The following is a 16,619-nucleotide window of genomic DNA, read 5'->3' as shown; positions in this document are numbered from 1 at the left end:
CATGAAGCCGCTGCTCTGCCAGGAGTTGACCATTCGTCATGGGGTCGTGACGCCCTGCGGTGTATATCCGCCTCACCCGCTTCTTGGCCCGACTGTCGACCAGCGAGGAACCCACGGCGCCTCGACCGGTCCCAGGCGTCTCCCCGCAAAGCGCCACGGGAGTGGTCCGGTGTTCGGTCTTACGCCCGGTTCCGCACCTGTTCAGCTCCTGGCGCATGCACCGGCACCGCCCCCAGCACCAGTACCGCGAGGTCGTCTTCGACCGGCCCCGTGTCGAAGTCGTGCACCGCCTGCCGCACGCGTTCCGCGACGGCTGTGGCGCCCAGCCCCACGCACTGCCGCAGCACCTCGGAGAGTCCGTCGTCATCGTCCAACTGCCGGCTTCCGCTGCGGCGTTCGGTCACGCCATCGGTCACGCAGAGCAGAGTCTCACTCGGTGCGAGGTCGAAGGAGTTGGCGTGGAACTTCGCCCCCTCGTCGATCCCGAGCAGCATCTGCGGGTCCGACATCGGCGCCACCGAACCGTCGGTGGACAGTCGCAGAGGCAGCGGGTGCCCGGCGCAGGCGATCTTGCAGTGCGCGCCGCCTGCCACGGGGTCGGGCTCCAGCTCCCCGTAGAGCAGGCTCAGGAACTGGGGCCGGGCCTGCTCGCCGCCCAGCGCCGCGGCCTCGGCGCTCTCCTCCGCCATCGCGCAGTTCAGCCTGTCGAGTACCGACTCGACGCCGTGGCCCTCGCGTGCCAGCATCCGTACCAGGTGCCGTGCCAGGCCGGTGACGGACATCGCCTCCGGGTCGTGGCCGCACACGTCGCCGAGCAGGAAGCCCCAGCGGTGGCCTCCCAGCGGGAACAGGTCGTAGAAGTCGCCGCCGACGGTCTGGCCGTGACCGCGAGGCTCGTAAACGATCGCCGTGTCCATGCCTGGGATGCTGGCGAGGGAAGCGGGCAGTTGCCTGCGCTGGAGCGCTCGGCTGATCGTCGTCTGCTCGGTGTACTGGCGGGCCGTGGCCACCGCCTGGGCGACACGCCGTGCCAAGTCTTCCGCGAGCCGGACGACTCCGTCGGTCATCTGCAGCAGTCCCGCCCGGCCGAGCAGCAGCACGCCATGGCAGTGACCGCCCGTGACGAGGGGGAAGGCGATTGCGGAGCCGCCCGTGTTGGCGCTCTCCGGCCAGGGCCAGGGGATACCCGTCGTGGCGAGCCTGACGGGCGGCGGGTCCTTCTCCAGCACGCGGCGTAGCGCGTCGATGCACCGTTCGTCCGCATGCCAGACGCGGGAGAGCCGCAGACCGCCGTTCTCGGTGCTGAGCCACACGCCGCACCAGTCGGCGACCCTGGGCACGATCAGCTGCCCGGCGAGGGCGGCGACCATGTCCTGGTCGAGCTGGCCGGCGAGGAGCTCGCTTGCCTCGGCAAGGAACGAAGGTCCTCCGCGGTCGACCCACTCGGCGGTGTCGTCGCGACGGCCGTGCGGCGGGGCGGTCGCGAGGCTGTCCGTGGTGCGCGGTTCACCCTCGGTGGCGCCGCTGTCAGGACTGTCGACCGGCTCGGGTTCCTCGGCCGTGGCCTCCAACCGGAACCACACTGTCTTTTCAGTGCGCCGGTACGTCACGCCCCACGACTCTGCCCGCGCGCGGACGAGCTGGAGGCCACGGCCGTACCACGCGCGCAGGGCGTCCTTGCTGCCGGGCACGGTGCGGGAAGGGTGGCGGTCCGCCACCTCGATGACGACGTCGACAGGTCCGTCCGCGTCGAGGGGGCCGTTCACGTTGAGGACGGACGCGGTGCGTGAGCCGTGCCCTGCCTCGAGACGGCAGACGACCTCGATCGTGGTACCGGCGTGCATGACGGCGTTGGTGACCAGTTCGCTGACCAGGAGCATGGCGTCGTCGACGAGCCGGTCGGTGATCTTCGGTGAGTCAGGAACCGCAGGATCGGTCCATTCGCCGAGCGCCGCGCGCACAAAGGTGCGCGCGGCGGATGCCGTGCAGTCGTCGGCAGGCAGAGTCGTCCGCGAGACGAACTCGCGGTGGGAGGACAACGGCGCTCCGGGCGACTCCTTGGAGTTTCCGACGATTGACCGAATCATGTAACGTATTTTACGACAAAGCGCCCATATGACCCGAGCCTGAGCGTGAGCTGCCATGGCACTCGACCCGCCCTCCGATGGCGTTTCCCCCGCCCCTCATACCCCGGAATCCTCCGATTCCCCGGAACGCGTGGCCCGGCCGGACTCCACCCCGGACGGGCAGTGGGTGCGCACGGCTGAACTGCGTCCACTTCTCGCAGCGTTGAATTCGTTGTGCGATGGCGACTTCACCGTACGTGTGCAGGGTGCAGACGAAGGTGTCCTGGCCGAGATGGCAGGGGTGTTCAACCAGGTCAGCGCGCGGAATGCGCATCTGGCGGAGGAACTCCAGCGGGTGCGCCGCGAGGTCGTGCGGCAGGGCAGACTGGACGAGCGGATTGCGGCGAGCCCCGGGCAAGGGGCATGGGCGACGAGCGTGGACGCGGCGAACCAGCTCGTGGAGGCGCTGGTGGCCCCGGTAGCGAAAGCGACACGGGTGCTGGACGCGGTTGCCGCCGGTGATCTGACGCAGAGGGTGGATATGCACGACGGCAACCGCCAACTCCGCGGTGACCTACGGCGTCTGGGACTCGTGGTGAACCGCATGGTCGACCAGCTGTCCCTGTTCACGGGTGAGGTCACGCGTGTCGCACGGGAGGTCGGGACAGAAGGGCGGCTCGGCGGACGGGCCAAGATGCAGGGCCTGTCGGGCGACTGGCGTTACGTCACCGAGGCCGTCAACACCATGGCAGCGCGGTTGACGGCGCAGGTGCGCGACATCGCCGTGGTGACCACGGCGGTGGCGCGCGGCGACTTGACCCAGCAGGTGACGGTCGAGGCGACCGGCGAGCTGTTGGAGCTGAAGCTCACCGTGAACACCATGGTGGACCAGCTTCGGGCGTTCGCGGACGAGGTGACACGGGTCGCCCGCGAGGTCGGCACCGAAGGGCAGTTGGGCGGACGTGCTCAGGTGCCTGGGGTCTCCGGGGTGTGGAAGGACCTCACGGACAACGTCAACCTCATGGCATCGAACCTCACCTCGCAGGTCCGCAACATTGCCCAGGTGACCACCGCCGTCGCCAACGGCGATCTCAGCCAGAAGATCACCGTGGACGCACAGGGCGAAATTCTCCAGCTCAAAAGCACCGTGAACACGATGGTCGACCAACTGTTGGCGTTCGCGGATGAGGTGACGCGAGTCGCCCGCGAGGTCGGCACCGAGGGGCGCCTGGGCGGGCGGGCGCAGGTCCGCGGGGTCTCCGGGGTGTGGAAGGACCTCACCGACAACGTCAACTTCATGGCGGACAACCTGACTTCCCAGGTCCGCAACATCGCCCAGGTCGCCACTGCCGTCGCGCAGGGTGACCTCGGCAAGACGATCACGGTGGAGGCAAAGGGCGAGATCCTGGAGCTGAAGTCGACGATCAACACGATGGTCGACCAGCTCTCGGCGTTCGCGGATGAGGTGACGCGAGTCGCACGCGAGGTCGGGACCGAGGGGAACCTGGGCGGGCAGGCGCAGGTCCGAGGCGTTTCCGGGGTGTGGAAGGACCTCACCGACAACGTCAACTTCATGGCGTTGAACCTCACCTCGCAGGTTCGCAACATCGCCCAGGTGACCACGGCCGTCGCCAACGGCGACCTGTCGAAGAAGATCGACGTGGACGCGCGCGGCGAGATCCTGGAGCTGAAGGACACCGTCAACACGATGGTCCAGCAACTGCGGGCCTTCGCGGATGAGGTGACGCGAGTCGCACGCGAGGTCGGCACCGAGGGGAACCTGGGCGGACGGGCGCAGGTCCGAGGCGTTTCCGGGGTGTGGAAGGACCTCACCGACAACGTCAACTTCATGGCGGACAACCTGACCTCCCAGGTCCGCAACATCGCCCAGGTCGCCACCGCTGTCGCGCAGGGCGACCTGTCGAAGAAGATCGACGTGGACGCGCGCGGCGAGATCCTGGAGCTGAAGACCACCATCAACACGATGGTCGACACGCTCTCCTCGTTCTCCTCCGAGGTGACACGGGTCGCCCGCGAGGTCGGCAGCGAGGGACAGCTGGGTGGCCAGGCCCGCGTCGAGGGCGTCTACGGAACGTGGAAGCGGCTCACCACCAGCGTCAATGAACTCGCCTCGAACCTCACCAGCCAGGTCCGCGCGATCGCCGAGGTCGCCAGCGCCGTTACCCAGGGCGACATGTCCCGTGCCATCTCGGTCGAGGCACAGGGCGAGGTCGCCGAGCTGAAGAACAACGTCAACCTCATGGTGGCCAACCTCCGCGAGACCACCCGCGCCAAGGACTGGCTGGAATCCAACCTCACTCGCATCGCGGGTCTCATGCAGGGCCACCGAGATCTCGTCGAGGTCGCCGACCTGATCCTGCGCGAGCTGACGCCGTTGGTGAACGCACAGTTCGGAGCGTTCTTCCTGACCGAGGCCGCGGCCAAGCCGGGGGAGGGGCTTCAGTTCATCGCCGGCTACGGCACCGATGCGGCCAGGGGGAGCGGCCCGTTGCCCGAGTCCGGGACGCCTGGCCGCGGGCTGATCACCCAGGCCGCTCTGGAGAAGAAGCGCATCCTCATCGCCGATGTCCCACCGGACTACATCACCATCAACTCCGGGCTCGGCGCCGCACTTCCGGCCAGCGTCGTCATCCTGCCGATCCTCTTCGAGGACCAGGTGCTCGGAGTGATCGAGCTGGCCTCGTTCAGCAAGTTCAGTGACGTACACCTGGCCTTCATCGACCAGTTCGTCACCACCATCGGCGTCTCCATCAATACCATCATCGCCAACTCCCGCACCGAGTCCCTGCTCTCGGAGTCCCAGCGCCTCACCAGCGAGCTGCGCAAGAGGTCGGACGAGCTCCAGCGGTCCAATGCGGCGCTGGAGGAGAAGGCAGCCCTGCTCGCCACGTCCTCGCAGTACAAGTCCGAGTTTCTGGCGAACATGTCGCACGAGCTGCGCACCCCGCTCAACTCGCTGCTGATCCTGGCCGGCCTGCTTGCCGACAACCCGGATGGCACGCTGTCCGAGCAGGAGGTGCAATTCGCGGCCACCATCCACCGCTCGGGCTCGGATCTGCTGCAGCTGATCAACGACATCCTCGACCTGTCGAAGATCGAGGCGGGCCGGATGGACGTCCGCCCGAGGACATTGCCCCTGGTCAAGCTGCTGGATTACGTGCAGGCCACGTTCCGCCCGCTGACCCTCGACCGCGGGCTCGCCTTCGACGTCACGGTCGGCGAGAACGTGCCGAGCGAGCTGGTCTCGGACGAGCAGCGCCTCCAGCAGATCCTGCGTAATCTGCTGTCCAACGCCGTGAAGTTCACCTCCTCCGGCGGCGTGGAGCTGCGCGTCGAGTGCGTGCCGGGAACGAAGTTCGAGGACCGGTCGCTGCGGAACGCCGAGACCGTCATCGCGTTCTCGGTCAAGGACACCGGCACCGGCATACCGCCCGAAAAATTGTCGGTCATCTTCGATGCGTTCCAGCAGACCGACGGCACCACCAGTCGCAAGTACGGAGGGACCGGGCTCGGGTTGTCCATCAGCCGCGAGATCGCCGGGCTGCTCGGCGGCCGGATCGTCGCCGAGAGCGAACTGGGCGTCGGATCCTGCTTCACTCTCTACGTTCCGTCGCGCCACCCCGGCGTCTTCCCGGAGCCCGACGCGGTGGCTGTGCCGGCCGCCCCCGCTGCGCTCCCTGGACAGGCCGAACCGTCGCCGGACGCTGCCGACTACGCACCGAGCGGCGTCTTCGGGAACGCGGACAGCCTGATCGGCAGGGGAACCCCGGGGGCCGCCGACGGCCGAGACGACACCTGGCCGGAGACGACACGGCTCAGAGAGTGGCTGGGCGGGCGCCCCGGCCGCGTGCTGGCAGGGCGCCGCATCCTGATCGTCGACGACGACATCCGGAACGTCTTCGCGCTCACGCATATGCTGGGCCGCGTCGGCATCACCGTGAAGTACGCCGAGAACGGCCGCGAAGGCATCGAGGTCCTCGACCGGTCTCCTGACGTGTCGCTGGTCCTGATGGACATCATGATGCCCGAAATGGACGGATGCGAGACGATCCGGACTATCCGGCGCACGCCCCGTCTCGCCGGGCTGCCCATCATCGCGCTCACGGCCAAGGCCATGCCGGGCGACCGCGAGAAGGCGATCGAAAGCGGCGCCTCCGACTACGTCCCCAAGCCCGTGGACGTGGACCGCCTGCTGACGGTCATCTGTGACCTGCTCGACCCGCAAGGCGCCCCTCCGGCACCGGAGGCAGGAACCGGTGAAGCGTCACATCCAGCAGGGGAAGACGGCACAGACCCTCCGAGGCCGAGGACATGACCATTAACACTCCGGAGAAGGCCAGCATCCTGATCGTCGACGACATGGAGGAGAACCTGGTCGCGCTGGAGGCTGTACTCGGCTCGCTCGACCAGCAGCTGGTACGCGCCCACTCCGGAGAGGAGGCCCTCAAGGCGATGCTGCGCCAGGAGTTCGCGGTCGTGCTGCTCGATGTCCTGATGCCCGGCATGGACGGCTTCGAGACCGCCGCCAACATCAAGCGTCTGGACCAGACCAAGGACGTGCCCATCATCTTGCTGACCGGGGCCGAGACCGACACGGACTACCTCTACCGGGGATACGCGATTGGCGCCGCCGACTTCCTGACCAAACCCTTCGACCCCTGGCTGCTCCGCACCAAGGTCAACGTCTTCCTGGATCTGTACCGCAAGAACCGTCAGCTCGCCGCACAGGCCGAGCAACTGCGTCGTCTGCTGGTCGGGGCGCCGACTCCCGCCGCACCGGTAGGCCCGGCGGGATCGGTAGAACCCATGGGGGGTGCCCGGGACAGGCTGTCGCGGGCACGGGGCGCAGGTGCGGGTGCCAGTGCCAGTGCGGGCAGTGGCCAGCAGCTGGCGGAGATCACCGAGCGGCTCGCCCAGATCGAGCTGCAACTACGGGACGCCGAAGGCGCCGAGGCAGTCGGCCTCGCCGACCGCATCGCCGACCTCGAGCGTACCGTCCGCAGCCTGCGCGCGGGCCGGGACGCCTACTAGGTCGGCACCCGAGGTTAGGTGCGTGCCGGCCCAGGTGGCCAGGAGGCGATGTATGAGGACCAGGGCCTGGTAGAGGGTCAGGCCCAGGGAGGGGCATCCGGCCAGGTCCGCTGTTCGGTCAGGAGTGGACGGGCGGTCGCGGGGGTGACGTGGCGGTGCCGGACTGTGGTGATCGGCCTTCGAAGCAGGTGAGTCTGAGGACGGTCTTCGGCTCGCGATAGTCGTGTTCGAAATGCCGGCGCAGCTTGCGAGCCGGGCCAGATCAGGGCGGTGGGTGGCTGGGCGCTTCCTGGGGGCTGGGACGCCGTGGGGCACCAGTTCTTGCCTGGGGCTTGGACGCACCGCTTCCGGGCTTCGCCCAACGTATGTACCGGCGGGAGCGCGGGTGACGCTTGTTCAGGGGGTCGGGGTGGTGGGGGTGCTGGGTGGTGAGGGTGGCGGGGGCGCTGAGTGACGGTTGTTCAGGGTGCTGATGGGGGGTGGTGGGTTGGGGTGGGGTGCTGCCGAGAGGGTGAGGGGGTGGGTGCATGTCGCCCGGAAGGGCTAATCGCGCGCCAGAGAGGCTTACTGTTCCGTTATTTGATGATTCGTCAGATAATCATGGAGTGTGTGGGGGTGGGGTGCGTACACTCGGTCGGCCCTGTGGTGTCACGCCGTGGATCTGTCCCGATATGACAGGTAATGAGGCGGTCAGTACGTTCGTCTCAGGTCGGCTGCCCAGCCGGCGTCTCTGAGACAGGAAGAAGTGACATGACCACGCGTACAGTCGCTGTAACCGCTGCCGTAGTAGGCGCAGCGGTTCTGGCTACTACCGGCATTACGTATGCCTCGGCTACCGGGTCCGCCCCGGCAGTTCAGCAGGCTGCTCCGCTGGCTGACGGCGGAAACGGAAACGGGAACGGAAACGGGAACGGGAACGGGAACAGGAACGAGAACGGGAACAGGAACGAGAACGGGAACGGGAACGGTTACGGGAACGGGAACGGGAACGGGAGCGGGAGCGGGAAGGGGAACGAGGGCAAGGGGAACGAGGGCGGCTACGGCGGCGGCGGCTACGGCGGCTACGGCGGCGGCAACGAGCGTGGTGGTTTCCGCCACAAGGAGGAGGGCCGGATCTTCATCAACGAGCGGTCGTACTCGGCTCGTGGTGAGGATGGCTGCATCACGGTGGTGAGCGGTCTGGGCTCGCGGAGCTTCAACGTCCGTAACGACAGCCGCCGGACTGTTGAGTTCTTCCGTGGGGCGACCTGCGACAACGGTTCCCCGGTTGCGACGGTCGGTCCCTGGAGCACCAGCAACGGTGTCTTCACCCGGCACCACATCCGTGGCGGCGTGTTCGTCAAAAACGGTGTCGTGGGCAGCTTCCGGGTCGTCCGGGACCACTTCGACAAGGAGTGGTGAGGGACCACCTCCACAGGTGGTAGAGCAGGGTCTGCATGACATGGAAACCCCGGCCCGTCGGAATCGGGCCGGGGTTTCCGGCATGGGGGCACACGGCTGGGGGAGCCTGTCCGGGGTGGGCGTGTGCGGCGCACACCCGGTTTCCTGTACATCGGCCTGGCCATACTAAGGGGTGCCCCGTGGTCCCCAGGGGGCGCACGGTGACGGCGGCGGCACCCTTGCTGCGTTGTCGGAACGCTCGAAGGTGCCCGGTGTGGGGATGCCCTTGCGCTTTGTGATGCACCGCGCCTGGCACGGCGGGCTGATCCGCCGGGGATGGCGGGGCGGTCCTTGAGGGTTCGCTGCTGCCTGGTCTGGTGCGGTTGGCGGGCTCGGACGGCTGAAGCCGCGCGAGCCGGGATCCGGGGGATTGCCGGTGGGATGCCCGCTGTGTGGGCTGCTTGTTCGGGTGGGGCCCGGTCCGGCCGCGAGAAAGCGTGGCCTTGAGCGACCTTTGCCGGCCGCCGCAACTGCGCCTGTCATCCGGTCTCGCCGTCCACCCAGAGACCGTCCATCCCGTCCGGGAAGCGCGTCATCTTCGTCACCCTCGAAGGACTGGTCGACTGCCCTTCTTCGAGGGCTCCCACGAGTCCTGCGCGCACACATCGTTCGACATCGGACTGCTGCTCGTACGCGGCACCGTCGCAGCCCGAGGCCCTCGCCGGACCGTCGTCGGGCAGATGGTGTGGACCTCGAAGCGCTCGCGGCGGCCCATCACGACCACGCCCCCAGGTCGTCCTCGACCGCGCACCCGCACCCGCACCTGCCCAGCCGGCCAACGTACCGGCGTGGGGGCTGGCTGACGAACAGGACCGCCGGTGCCAAGTTGCACCTGTACGCCGACCTTCGGTCCGCCGGCACCCGCTCCGCCGACCTCACCCGACTCGGCCGTACCAGCGCTCCAGCTCCCGGAAGCTTGTGGGGTAACGGAAGTCTGCCGGCAGCCCTGCGTCGCGCCGCCCGTCGCCCCACGTGCTCACCGTGCCGGCCGTGTCGGCGAACGCCGAGGAGTTCGGGAGGGCGATGCGGAGGCGCAAGTGCTGATAGGGGTCGCGGAAGCGGACGAACGACCACGGCGGTCGGCCGAGCCGCTCGAGCAGGTCCGGCATGTGCTGAGAGAGCATGGTGTCCTGGCGCCGGAGGTCCCCGTACAGGGTAGCCAGGAGCACCGACGAGACCGCCGGGGCCTGCATCTGTTGCCGAGAGAGGATCTGGGCCGGGGGCAGGGGTGGCCAGGCCCGCGGCCGGACGGCCTTGAGCGGCACAACGACCACGCGCGCGCGGCCGTCACACCAGCCGACGCTTCCGGCGCGGCGGCCGCGGTGAGCTCCGCCGGGCCCGCGCGGTCGAGGTGCTCGCGCAGCAGCGCCCGGTGGCCGGCCTCATCGAGGCTGAGGACCAGGCGCCGGTCAGCCTCAACGAGGCGTACCCGCTGCGGCAGGCGGCGCCTTCGTCAAGAGCCGAACTCGGCGTCCTACGCCGCCTATTGGCGGGCGCGGCCGGGTAGCTCGGACGCTTGCAGCCTCCAGAGGGCCGGGGCGAGCATCGTGCGCCAGTACCGCAGGCGCGGCAGGAACGGCATCTTCGCCGTGGCGCCCGAGTCGAACACGGTGACCTGCGCACACTGGGCGAGGGGCAGCTCGGCGAGGAAACGCACCAGCAGCGGCGTGCGGTTGCGCAGATTCAGCGCATGCATCCGCGCGGCCTCGGCGCAGTGGCGACGCTCGGGAACGGCCAGGTACATGTGGCGCCCCTCGCAGGCCACCGCCAGGTCCTCGACGGTCAGCAAGTCGTCGCCGGGGGAGCGGTGCTCCTGCAGGTTGATCACAGTGGGCAGCACCCGCGGAGTACGAGTGGCGTGGGCGCTCTCGGGCAGCAACGGCGGAAAGGAGAGCTTCGCGGCCACGGCGTGGCCGGCGGCGGCCGGCAGGTCGGAACAGGTCGGCGGCCAGAGTGTCACGGTCCCCCCGGGGGCCAGCACGCCGAGGAAAAGGCCCGTGGAGACACTGGCTCCGCGGGACACACTCACGACTCCAGCCGGAACCGCCTACGCTGCAGGTCCTCGAGGCTGCAGGCGTGCACTCGTACGCCGACCTCCAGATGCGGCGGCAGCCGGGGATAATTGGGCTCCAGTTTCGGGGCGGAGACCAGCGCCTCGTCCAGAACTACCTCATCGCGGCCGTTGAGCACGGCCGCTTGTTGACGCCGGCGCAGTGTGGTCACACCGATGAAAGGACTCGATGAGAGTGTCCAGCACGCCCCAGACGAGTAACACCATCAGCAACCCCGTGGTCCCCGGGTTCCACCCCGATCCGAGCATTTGCCGGGTGGGCGCGGACTACTACCTCGCGTGCTCCAGCTTCGAGTACTTCCCCGGCGTGCCCATATTCCACAGCCGGGACCCGGTCCACTGAACGCAGATCGGCAACGCCTTGGAACGGCCTGACCAACTGCGTCCATCGCCTGACGCCGCCTCCTCCAGCGGGATCTACGCGCCCACACTGCGCCATCACGACGGCCGTTTCTGGCTGATCACTACAAACGTGCACGACGGCGGCAACCTGCTGTTCACCGCCACCGATCCGGCCGGCCCCTGGTCCGACCCGATCCGGGTGCCCGGGGTACCGGGCATCGACCCCGATCTCGCCTGGGACGACGACGGCAACTGCTGGTGCACCTATGCCGGAGTCGGACAGATTCGCATCGATCCGCACACCGGGGAATCGTTCGGTCCACCGCCGGCTCTGGTCCGGCACCGACGATGCCAAAGCCCCGGAAGCGCCGCATCTGTACCGGATCGACGACTACTGGTACCTGCTCATCGCCGAAGGCGGCACCGAGCGGGGCCATGGTGTTTCGATCGCTCGTGACCGCACACCCACCGGCCCGTTCGAGCCGTGCCCGGCCAACCCGATTCTGACGCACCGCGGGACCGATTACCCCATTCAGAACACCGGTCACGCGGATCTGGTGCAGGCACCCGACGGTTCGTGGTGGATGGTGCTGCTCGGAGCGCGACCGCGCGGTGGCACCCCAGGCTGGCACGTACTCGGCCGCGAGACGTTTCCGGCGGCGGTGAGCTGGGTCGACGGCTGGCCGGTCGTCGGCGACCTTTCGCCCGTGATGCCCGCGCCCCCGTGGCCGCTTCAGCCGGGCGCCGTCGCGCCGGTCCGGGACGACTTCGACCTCAGTGAGCTGGCCGCATGCTGGGTCTCGCCGCGCGAGCGCCCTGCGGAGAACTGCACCACGAAGGAACGGGCCGGCTGGCTCACGCTGCACGCCCGTGGGAGCTCGCTCGACGATCTCGATGTGACGTTCGTCGGCCGGCGCCAACAGCACCTGTCCTGCCGGGTACGCGCCCTGGTCGACCCGGCGGAGGGACGCGGTGGCCTGGCCGTCCGCCTCGACGAGCAGCACCACTACGATATCGACGCGGCGTTCGGCGAGGTACGGGTGCTCGCCCGCATCGGCCCCCTGCACACAGTGGTCGCGTCTCAGCAGGCACCCGCCGGGCCCCTGGTCCTCAGAATCGAGGTGACCGTTACGCAGGCCGTAGGCGACGCACGTACCGGCCCGGACACCCTCTCCATCAGCATCGAGGAACCGGACGGCACGTTCGTCGAGCTCACGACGCTCGATGGACGGTACCTGTCCACGGAGGTCGCCGGCGGTTTCACCGGCCGGGTCATCGGAATGTACGCCTCAGCCGGTACCGTCCACTTCGACTGGTTCGACTATGAGCCGCTCGATGGCTGAATGACGGTCGTGGATCGGTGTGGATGGCGGACCCACGGGCGTCGAACGGCACTGAAGCCAACCGTGACCCTGGGCGTGAGAGCCGGGCTGCTGACCGCTGTGGTGAGGTCGGAGAGACGGACGACCAGGGCCGCGAGCCGCTGTTTGATCTTTCGTGTGGCGGAAGGTTGTTGGCCGATCTCGGATGCGCAGCCGGCTGAGGCGGTTTCACGGTCGGTACGAGTCCGGCCGTTGCCGCCGGTCAGGCTGATGGCCAGGAGGGTGCTGCGCGCGTCGGTGATCACATGGTGCTTCGGCCCCGGGGCTGAAGTGGCGGAACCGACCGGCATGGTGGACCTGGCGGACCGGCCCGGACAGCATCCGGATCATCGTCCGGCGCGGGCGCCCTCACCTCGGTGCCCAGCTGTCCTTGTTCGATCTGGACGAGGGCATGCGGCACCAGGTCTTCCTCACCGACACCCCTCACGGCGAAGGCTGCCTGCAGCATCTGGAGGCCTGCCACCGGGCACATGCCCGCGTCGAGGACCGCACCCGCTGCGGCAAGGCCACCGGTTTCGTCCGCTTCCCCTCCCGCCGTTTCGCGCTCAACACCGCCTGCCCGGGGCTTTCCTTGACCGCGGTCGATCTGGTCGCCTGAGCCCAGACCCTTTTGCCGGCCGACGAGTTGGCCTCCGCCGAGCCGAAGGAGCTCCGCTACCGTCTGCTGCACGCAGCCGCCCGCATCACGCGTGGAGGCCGCCGCCTCCACCTTCGGATCGCCGCCGGCCGGCCCTGGCGACATGAGCTGGCACACTCTTGCGCCCGCCTCGCAGCCCTCTCGAGGCCAGCCACCCGACCAACGGCAACTGCCCCTGCCCACCCACGACCCGAGGAACCCGGAGAACCCGACCTGAGCGCCGGGCCCCCAGCCATGCGCACCCCGCCGACAGCCACGGCCCTCCACCGTCAACCCAGCTCATCCGACCCGACTGAAATGGGGAGGCTCGGGGATGTCCCGTCATCCACGGCGGGCGCACGGCGTCAGCTACGGCACCTCGCCGCGTTGTCGGAGCGCCCGAATACGTCCAGTATCAGGAAGCTCCTCCGCCTTGCGATGCGCCGCATCTGACGCCGCGCGCAGCTCCCTTGGGGATGACGGGACAGCCCTGAGAGCCTGTCGGGTGACCTCTGATCGGGCGGTCACGCCCTGGCACGCACGCTTCCCGCGTTGCCGAAATATCCTGGTAGCTCCTTCCCCAAGCTCTCAGCTTTGTTCGAGCAGGGGAGACCCCATCCGAGGACATCCCGCCGCCTTGGAATCGCACGCACCAGACCGCGTCCGCTATCCGATCGAAGGTCACCCGACAGGCTCTTAGCCGATGAGGGTCTCCTTCGGGCGGACTACACAGAACTCGTTCCCCTCAGGATCGGCCAGCACGGTCCACGACTCGTTGCCGCTCTGCCCGACGTCCGCCCTGCGGGCGCCGAGTGCGAGGATGCGCTCGATCTCGGCCTCCCGCTCGTCCGCGGGAGAAGTCAGATCGAGGTGCAGGCGGTTTTTGACGACCTTACGGTCCGTCACTGGCATGAAGCAGATACCCACCGGCGCGGTTTCGTCCGGTCCTATCACGACCTCCCGCTCCCGCTCGGACAGGATTCTCCAGCCCAGCACCTCGGCCCAGAATTGAGCCAGGGTGGGCAGGTCGTGGGCGTCGATGACGATGTGATGCAGCGAGACAGGCATGTCGGCCAGTGTGCCCAATGGTCGCCCGGACAAGTCCTCGCACGGTGATCGGGCGTCCCGCTGGGGGGTGGTGTCATTCGTGGACCGAACGTCCTCCTCTTAAGGGACGTTCATCGCTATAGCGGAATCATGAGTGGTGGCAATGCCCTTTCCAGTGGCCTTTCCATGGCTGAGCTGGGAGCCAGGATCCGAGCCGAGCGGCGGGCTCGAGGCATGGCCGCGGAGCGTCTCGTCGCGCTGAGCGGGGTGAGCCGGAGCATGGTTTCCGAGGCGGAGCGCAGTACCAAGAGCCGAGCGTGCTGGTCCTCGATCGGCTGGCGACCGCGCTGGGCACCTCGATCGCCCGGCTTCTGGACGAACCCGTGCGCCCTGGTGTCGTTGTCCTGCCCATCGCCAGACAGCACGCGGTACGGATCCGTTCGGGTGGGGACGGCGGATCCTGTCCCCCGTCCTGCCGGGCGGCGAGTTTGAATTCGACATCCTGACAGCGGGATAGGGTTCGGCTGAGAAGAATCCGCTCGGTCCACACAACCTGCACCAGGGCCGGACGCGATGGCCGCCCGAGGAGGAGCTGGATGCTGCAGGCACTGGGATTGGGCCCGGCCGAAGAGGCCATCTACACGGCACTGCTGGCTCGCCCGACAGCCTCTGCGCAGGACCTCGCCCGGCACACCGGACTCGAGAAGGCCGAGACCACCCGCATCCTGCTTGACCTGGCGACACGTGGCCTGGTGGCGGTCGCCACCGAGGCCGGGAGCGGGGCACCTGACTCGGCTGACTGCGGGGCCGGCCGCCAGCCCGCCCGCTACCGGCTCACACCACCCTCGGTGGCCCTGGCCCCGCTCCTCGTCGAGCAGCGCAACGCGTTGCACCGGGCCGAGACCGCGTTCTCGATGCTGACAGAGCAGTACCGCAGTACCGCTGCACACTCTGCAGGCAGCGTCGTGGAGGTGGTCGTCGGCGTGGAGCAGGTCGCACACCGGTTCCACCAACTGCAGCGCGGCGCCCAGCGGGAGTTGCTCGTCTTCCTCGTCGGCGCGCCCATCGCGGTGCCGCGCGAGGAAGCCGACATGTCGGAGAATTCCGCGCTGGACCGCGGAGTCGATTTCCGGGTCGTGGCTGCCAAGGACTATCTCGATGGTCACGAGGTAGCGCGGGACGTGAGGGCGGCCATGATGGCGGGTCTCGAGCTCCGCCTGGTCGACTCGTTGCCGCTGAAGATGGTCGTGTCGGACCGGGAGCGTGCCATGGTGCCACTGGACATGGCGGACTCCGGGGGCGAGCCGAGCGCCATCGTGGTGCACCGCAGCGGCCTGTTGACGGCCCTGGTCCATCTCTTCGAGAAGGAATGGGCCCAGGCCCGGCCGCTGTACAACACCACCACGGGTGTGCGTGCGGAGGCGACAGCCGATCAGCAGCCAACCGAGGGGGAACTGGAGGTCCTCGCCCTGCTGCTGGCAGGGATCTCCGACCGGCGGGCGGCCTCCCAACTCGGCCTCTCCATACGCACCGTGGAGCGACGGACACGCCGTCTGATGGACCTAGCCGGGGCGGATTCGCGCCTGCAACTCGGATGGCACGCCGCACGTGCGGGCTGGCTCTGACCTCTTCCTTCTCGGCGCGAGGGCCGAGGAGTCTCCGTCTGTTGGTGGTCACCGTGCGAGGGTGGCCGCCAACTCCTGGCGGGTTCTTGCTTCACCGCTGGCGTGGCCGTGATCCGGGCTGGAGGTGTCTACCGGCGCGGCGGCGCGCGCACCCACGCCGACAGGTACCTGACCGAATCCCCATCGGGTCTCGGCTGCTCGGGGATGAGGAACGACGTTGCGATCGCGACGGCCACGATGACGAAACCGGCGATCTATCCGGCGGAGCTCTTCTGGTCGGCGGCGCGGCCGCAGTCTCGACCGTATACAGCACCGAGAAGCTGAATCCGGCGCCGAGGCTGAATGAACACGCGTGCAGACCGGGCCGGAAGCCCGGGTTGTCGTGGGGGACAGGACGATGGCGAGCCCGCCGGTGAAGCTGCTTCCCATGGCGGCCCGTTGCTGACGACGTCGGCGGCCGGTCAGCGGTGACCTCGACGGTGTGCAGGGCGTGGGCGAGCCAGCCACCTCCGACCGGGATCGATCTGCCTCGGCGACCTCAGTCCGGCCGAGGAGCTGCTCGCCGAGGACTTGCCGTGGCTGCAGTGGCTCCCGGAGTGCGGAGCCTTTGTTCCGGGAACTGCTTGCCGACCTGGTGGCCGGAGCCTTTGCCCGCAACCTCGGCCCACGGCCGATGTGTGGTCCGATCCGCAGCTCGCTCATGAGCTGCCGGTTCCAATCCTCGACGGTGGATCGGAGCCCGCCCGGATCCTGGGGAATGGGCGTGGCGGGAGGAGCTCGAGGGAGGATGGAGCCTGCGGCTGGTCTGGAGTGCGGGGAATGTGCCCGTGCGCCCCCCTTCGGCGAGATCATCCGGGCGAGCGTCGGCCCCGCGGGGCATACCCCCACCTGCCAGGCCCGAAGTCCCACCGAACTGACGAACCAAGAGATGTGACCGCGTGGCGGAAAACCGACACGCGGGAAACCCGTCACGCGCGG

General features: G+C 68.5%; 9 protein-coding genes and 3 pseudogenes. 7 read left to right on the top strand and 5 right to left on the bottom strand.

The features are described from left to right. Nucleotides 1-179 precede the first annotated feature (179 nt). A complete protein-coding gene (locus OG395_RS08445) occupies nucleotides 180-2,087 on the bottom strand; it encodes a SpoIIE family protein phosphatase (RefSeq protein ID WP_327242324.1) in 1,908 nt (635 codons plus the stop codon). 55 nt (nucleotides 2,088-2,142) lie between these two features. Between OG395_RS08445 and OG395_RS08440 the strand changes: the two genes are divergently transcribed. From OG395_RS08440 to OG395_RS08425, 4 genes and pseudogenes are all read left to right on the top strand, one after another. Beyond that, complete coding sequence (locus tag OG395_RS08440) at nucleotides 2,143-6,402, top strand: HAMP domain-containing protein (protein ID WP_327242323.1); 4,260 nt, start codon at nucleotides 2,143-2,145, stop codon at nucleotides 6,400-6,402. Then, the gene (locus OG395_RS08435; protein ID WP_327242322.1) at nucleotides 6,399-7,118 is read left to right on the top strand and encodes a response regulator; all 720 of its coding nucleotides are present in this window, start codon (nucleotides 6,399-6,401) and stop codon (nucleotides 7,116-7,118) included. Before OG395_RS08440 ends, OG395_RS08435 begins: the two co-directional genes overlap by 4 nt. 750 nt (nucleotides 7,119-7,868) lie before the next feature. Then, nucleotides 7,869-8,519, top strand: a complete 651-nt coding sequence (locus tag OG395_RS08430) for a hypothetical protein (RefSeq protein ID WP_327242321.1) — start codon at nucleotides 7,869-7,871, stop codon at nucleotides 8,517-8,519. A gap of 525 nt (nucleotides 8,520-9,044) precedes the next feature. Next, nucleotides 9,045-9,471 (top strand): annotated as a pseudogene (locus tag OG395_RS08425) (DNA polymerase III subunit alpha); the annotation flags it as partial. On the opposite strand, the gene OG395_RS58205 reads toward OG395_RS08425, so the two are convergent. The 3 genes from OG395_RS58205 to OG395_RS58195 form a co-directional block, all read right to left on the bottom strand. Further along, nucleotides 9,434-9,667, bottom strand: coding sequence for a lantibiotic dehydratase C-terminal domain-containing protein (locus OG395_RS58205; protein ID WP_442818745.1), 234 nt, complete (start codon nucleotides 9,665-9,667; stop codon nucleotides 9,434-9,436). The pseudogene OG395_RS08425 and the gene OG395_RS58205 overlap by 38 nt on opposite strands. 374 nt (nucleotides 9,668-10,041) lie before the next feature. Beyond that, nucleotides 10,042-10,587: a lantibiotic dehydratase gene (locus OG395_RS58200; protein ID WP_442818531.1), complete on the bottom strand. Its 546-nt coding sequence runs from the start codon at nucleotides 10,585-10,587 to the stop codon at nucleotides 10,042-10,044. Continuing rightward, nucleotides 10,584-10,781 carry a lantibiotic dehydratase gene (locus OG395_RS58195; protein WP_442818530.1) on the bottom strand — a complete coding sequence of 66 codons (198 nt, stop codon included), beginning with the start codon at nucleotides 10,779-10,781 and terminating at the stop codon, nucleotides 10,584-10,586. Before OG395_RS58195 ends, OG395_RS58200 begins: the two co-directional genes overlap by 4 nt. Before the next feature lie 17 nt (nucleotides 10,782-10,798). Here OG395_RS58195 and OG395_RS08415 point away from each other — a divergent pair. Both OG395_RS08415 and OG395_RS58190 read left to right on the top strand, forming a co-directional pair. Beyond that, a pseudogene (locus OG395_RS08415) lies at nucleotides 10,799-12,314 on the top strand (glycoside hydrolase family 43 protein). Between the two features lie 303 nt (nucleotides 12,315-12,617). Continuing rightward, nucleotides 12,618-13,140 (top strand): annotated as a pseudogene (locus OG395_RS58190) (transposase); the annotation flags it as partial. Between the two features lie 525 nt (nucleotides 13,141-13,665). On the opposite strand, the gene OG395_RS08400 reads toward OG395_RS58190, so the two are convergent. Then, nucleotides 13,666-14,037, bottom strand: coding sequence for a VOC family protein (locus OG395_RS08400; protein WP_327242318.1), 372 nt, complete (start codon nucleotides 14,035-14,037; stop codon nucleotides 13,666-13,668). Nucleotides 14,038-14,612: 575 nt separating this feature from the next. On the opposite strand from OG395_RS08400, the gene OG395_RS08395 reads away from it, so the two are divergent. After that, complete coding sequence (locus tag OG395_RS08395; protein WP_327242317.1) at nucleotides 14,613-15,641, top strand: helix-turn-helix domain-containing protein; 1,029 nt, start codon at nucleotides 14,613-14,615, stop codon at nucleotides 15,639-15,641. Nucleotides 15,642-16,619: the final 978 nt, after the last annotated feature.

This window comes from Streptomyces sp. NBC_01320 (genome assembly GCF_035974375.1).
Lineage (GTDB): Bacteria > Actinomycetota > Actinomycetes > Streptomycetales > Streptomycetaceae > Streptomyces > Streptomyces yanii.
This window is presented reverse-complemented; position numbering and strand designations above follow the sequence as displayed.

Coding starts and splice junctions, on each gene's coding strand:
- OG395_RS08430 (WP_327242321.1), top strand. CDS start 7,869: ATGACCACGCGTACAGTCGCTGTAACCGCTGCCGTAGTAGGCGCAGCG.
- OG395_RS08445 (WP_327242324.1), bottom strand. CDS start 2,087: ATGATTCGGTCAATCGTCGGAAACTCCAAGGAGTCGCCCGGAGCGCCG.
- OG395_RS08400 (WP_327242318.1), bottom strand. CDS start 14,037: ATGCCTGTCTCGCTGCATCACATCGTCATCGACGCCCACGACCTGCCC.
- OG395_RS08395 (WP_327242317.1), top strand. CDS start 14,613: ATGCTGCAGGCACTGGGATTGGGCCCGGCCGAAGAGGCCATCTACACG.
- OG395_RS58205 (WP_442818745.1), bottom strand. CDS start 9,667: ATGCCGGACCTGCTCGAGCGGCTCGGCCGACCGCCGTGGTCGTTCGTC.
- OG395_RS08435 (WP_327242322.1), top strand. CDS start 6,399: ATGACCATTAACACTCCGGAGAAGGCCAGCATCCTGATCGTCGACGAC.
- OG395_RS08440 (WP_327242323.1), top strand. CDS start 2,143: ATGGCACTCGACCCGCCCTCCGATGGCGTTTCCCCCGCCCCTCATACC.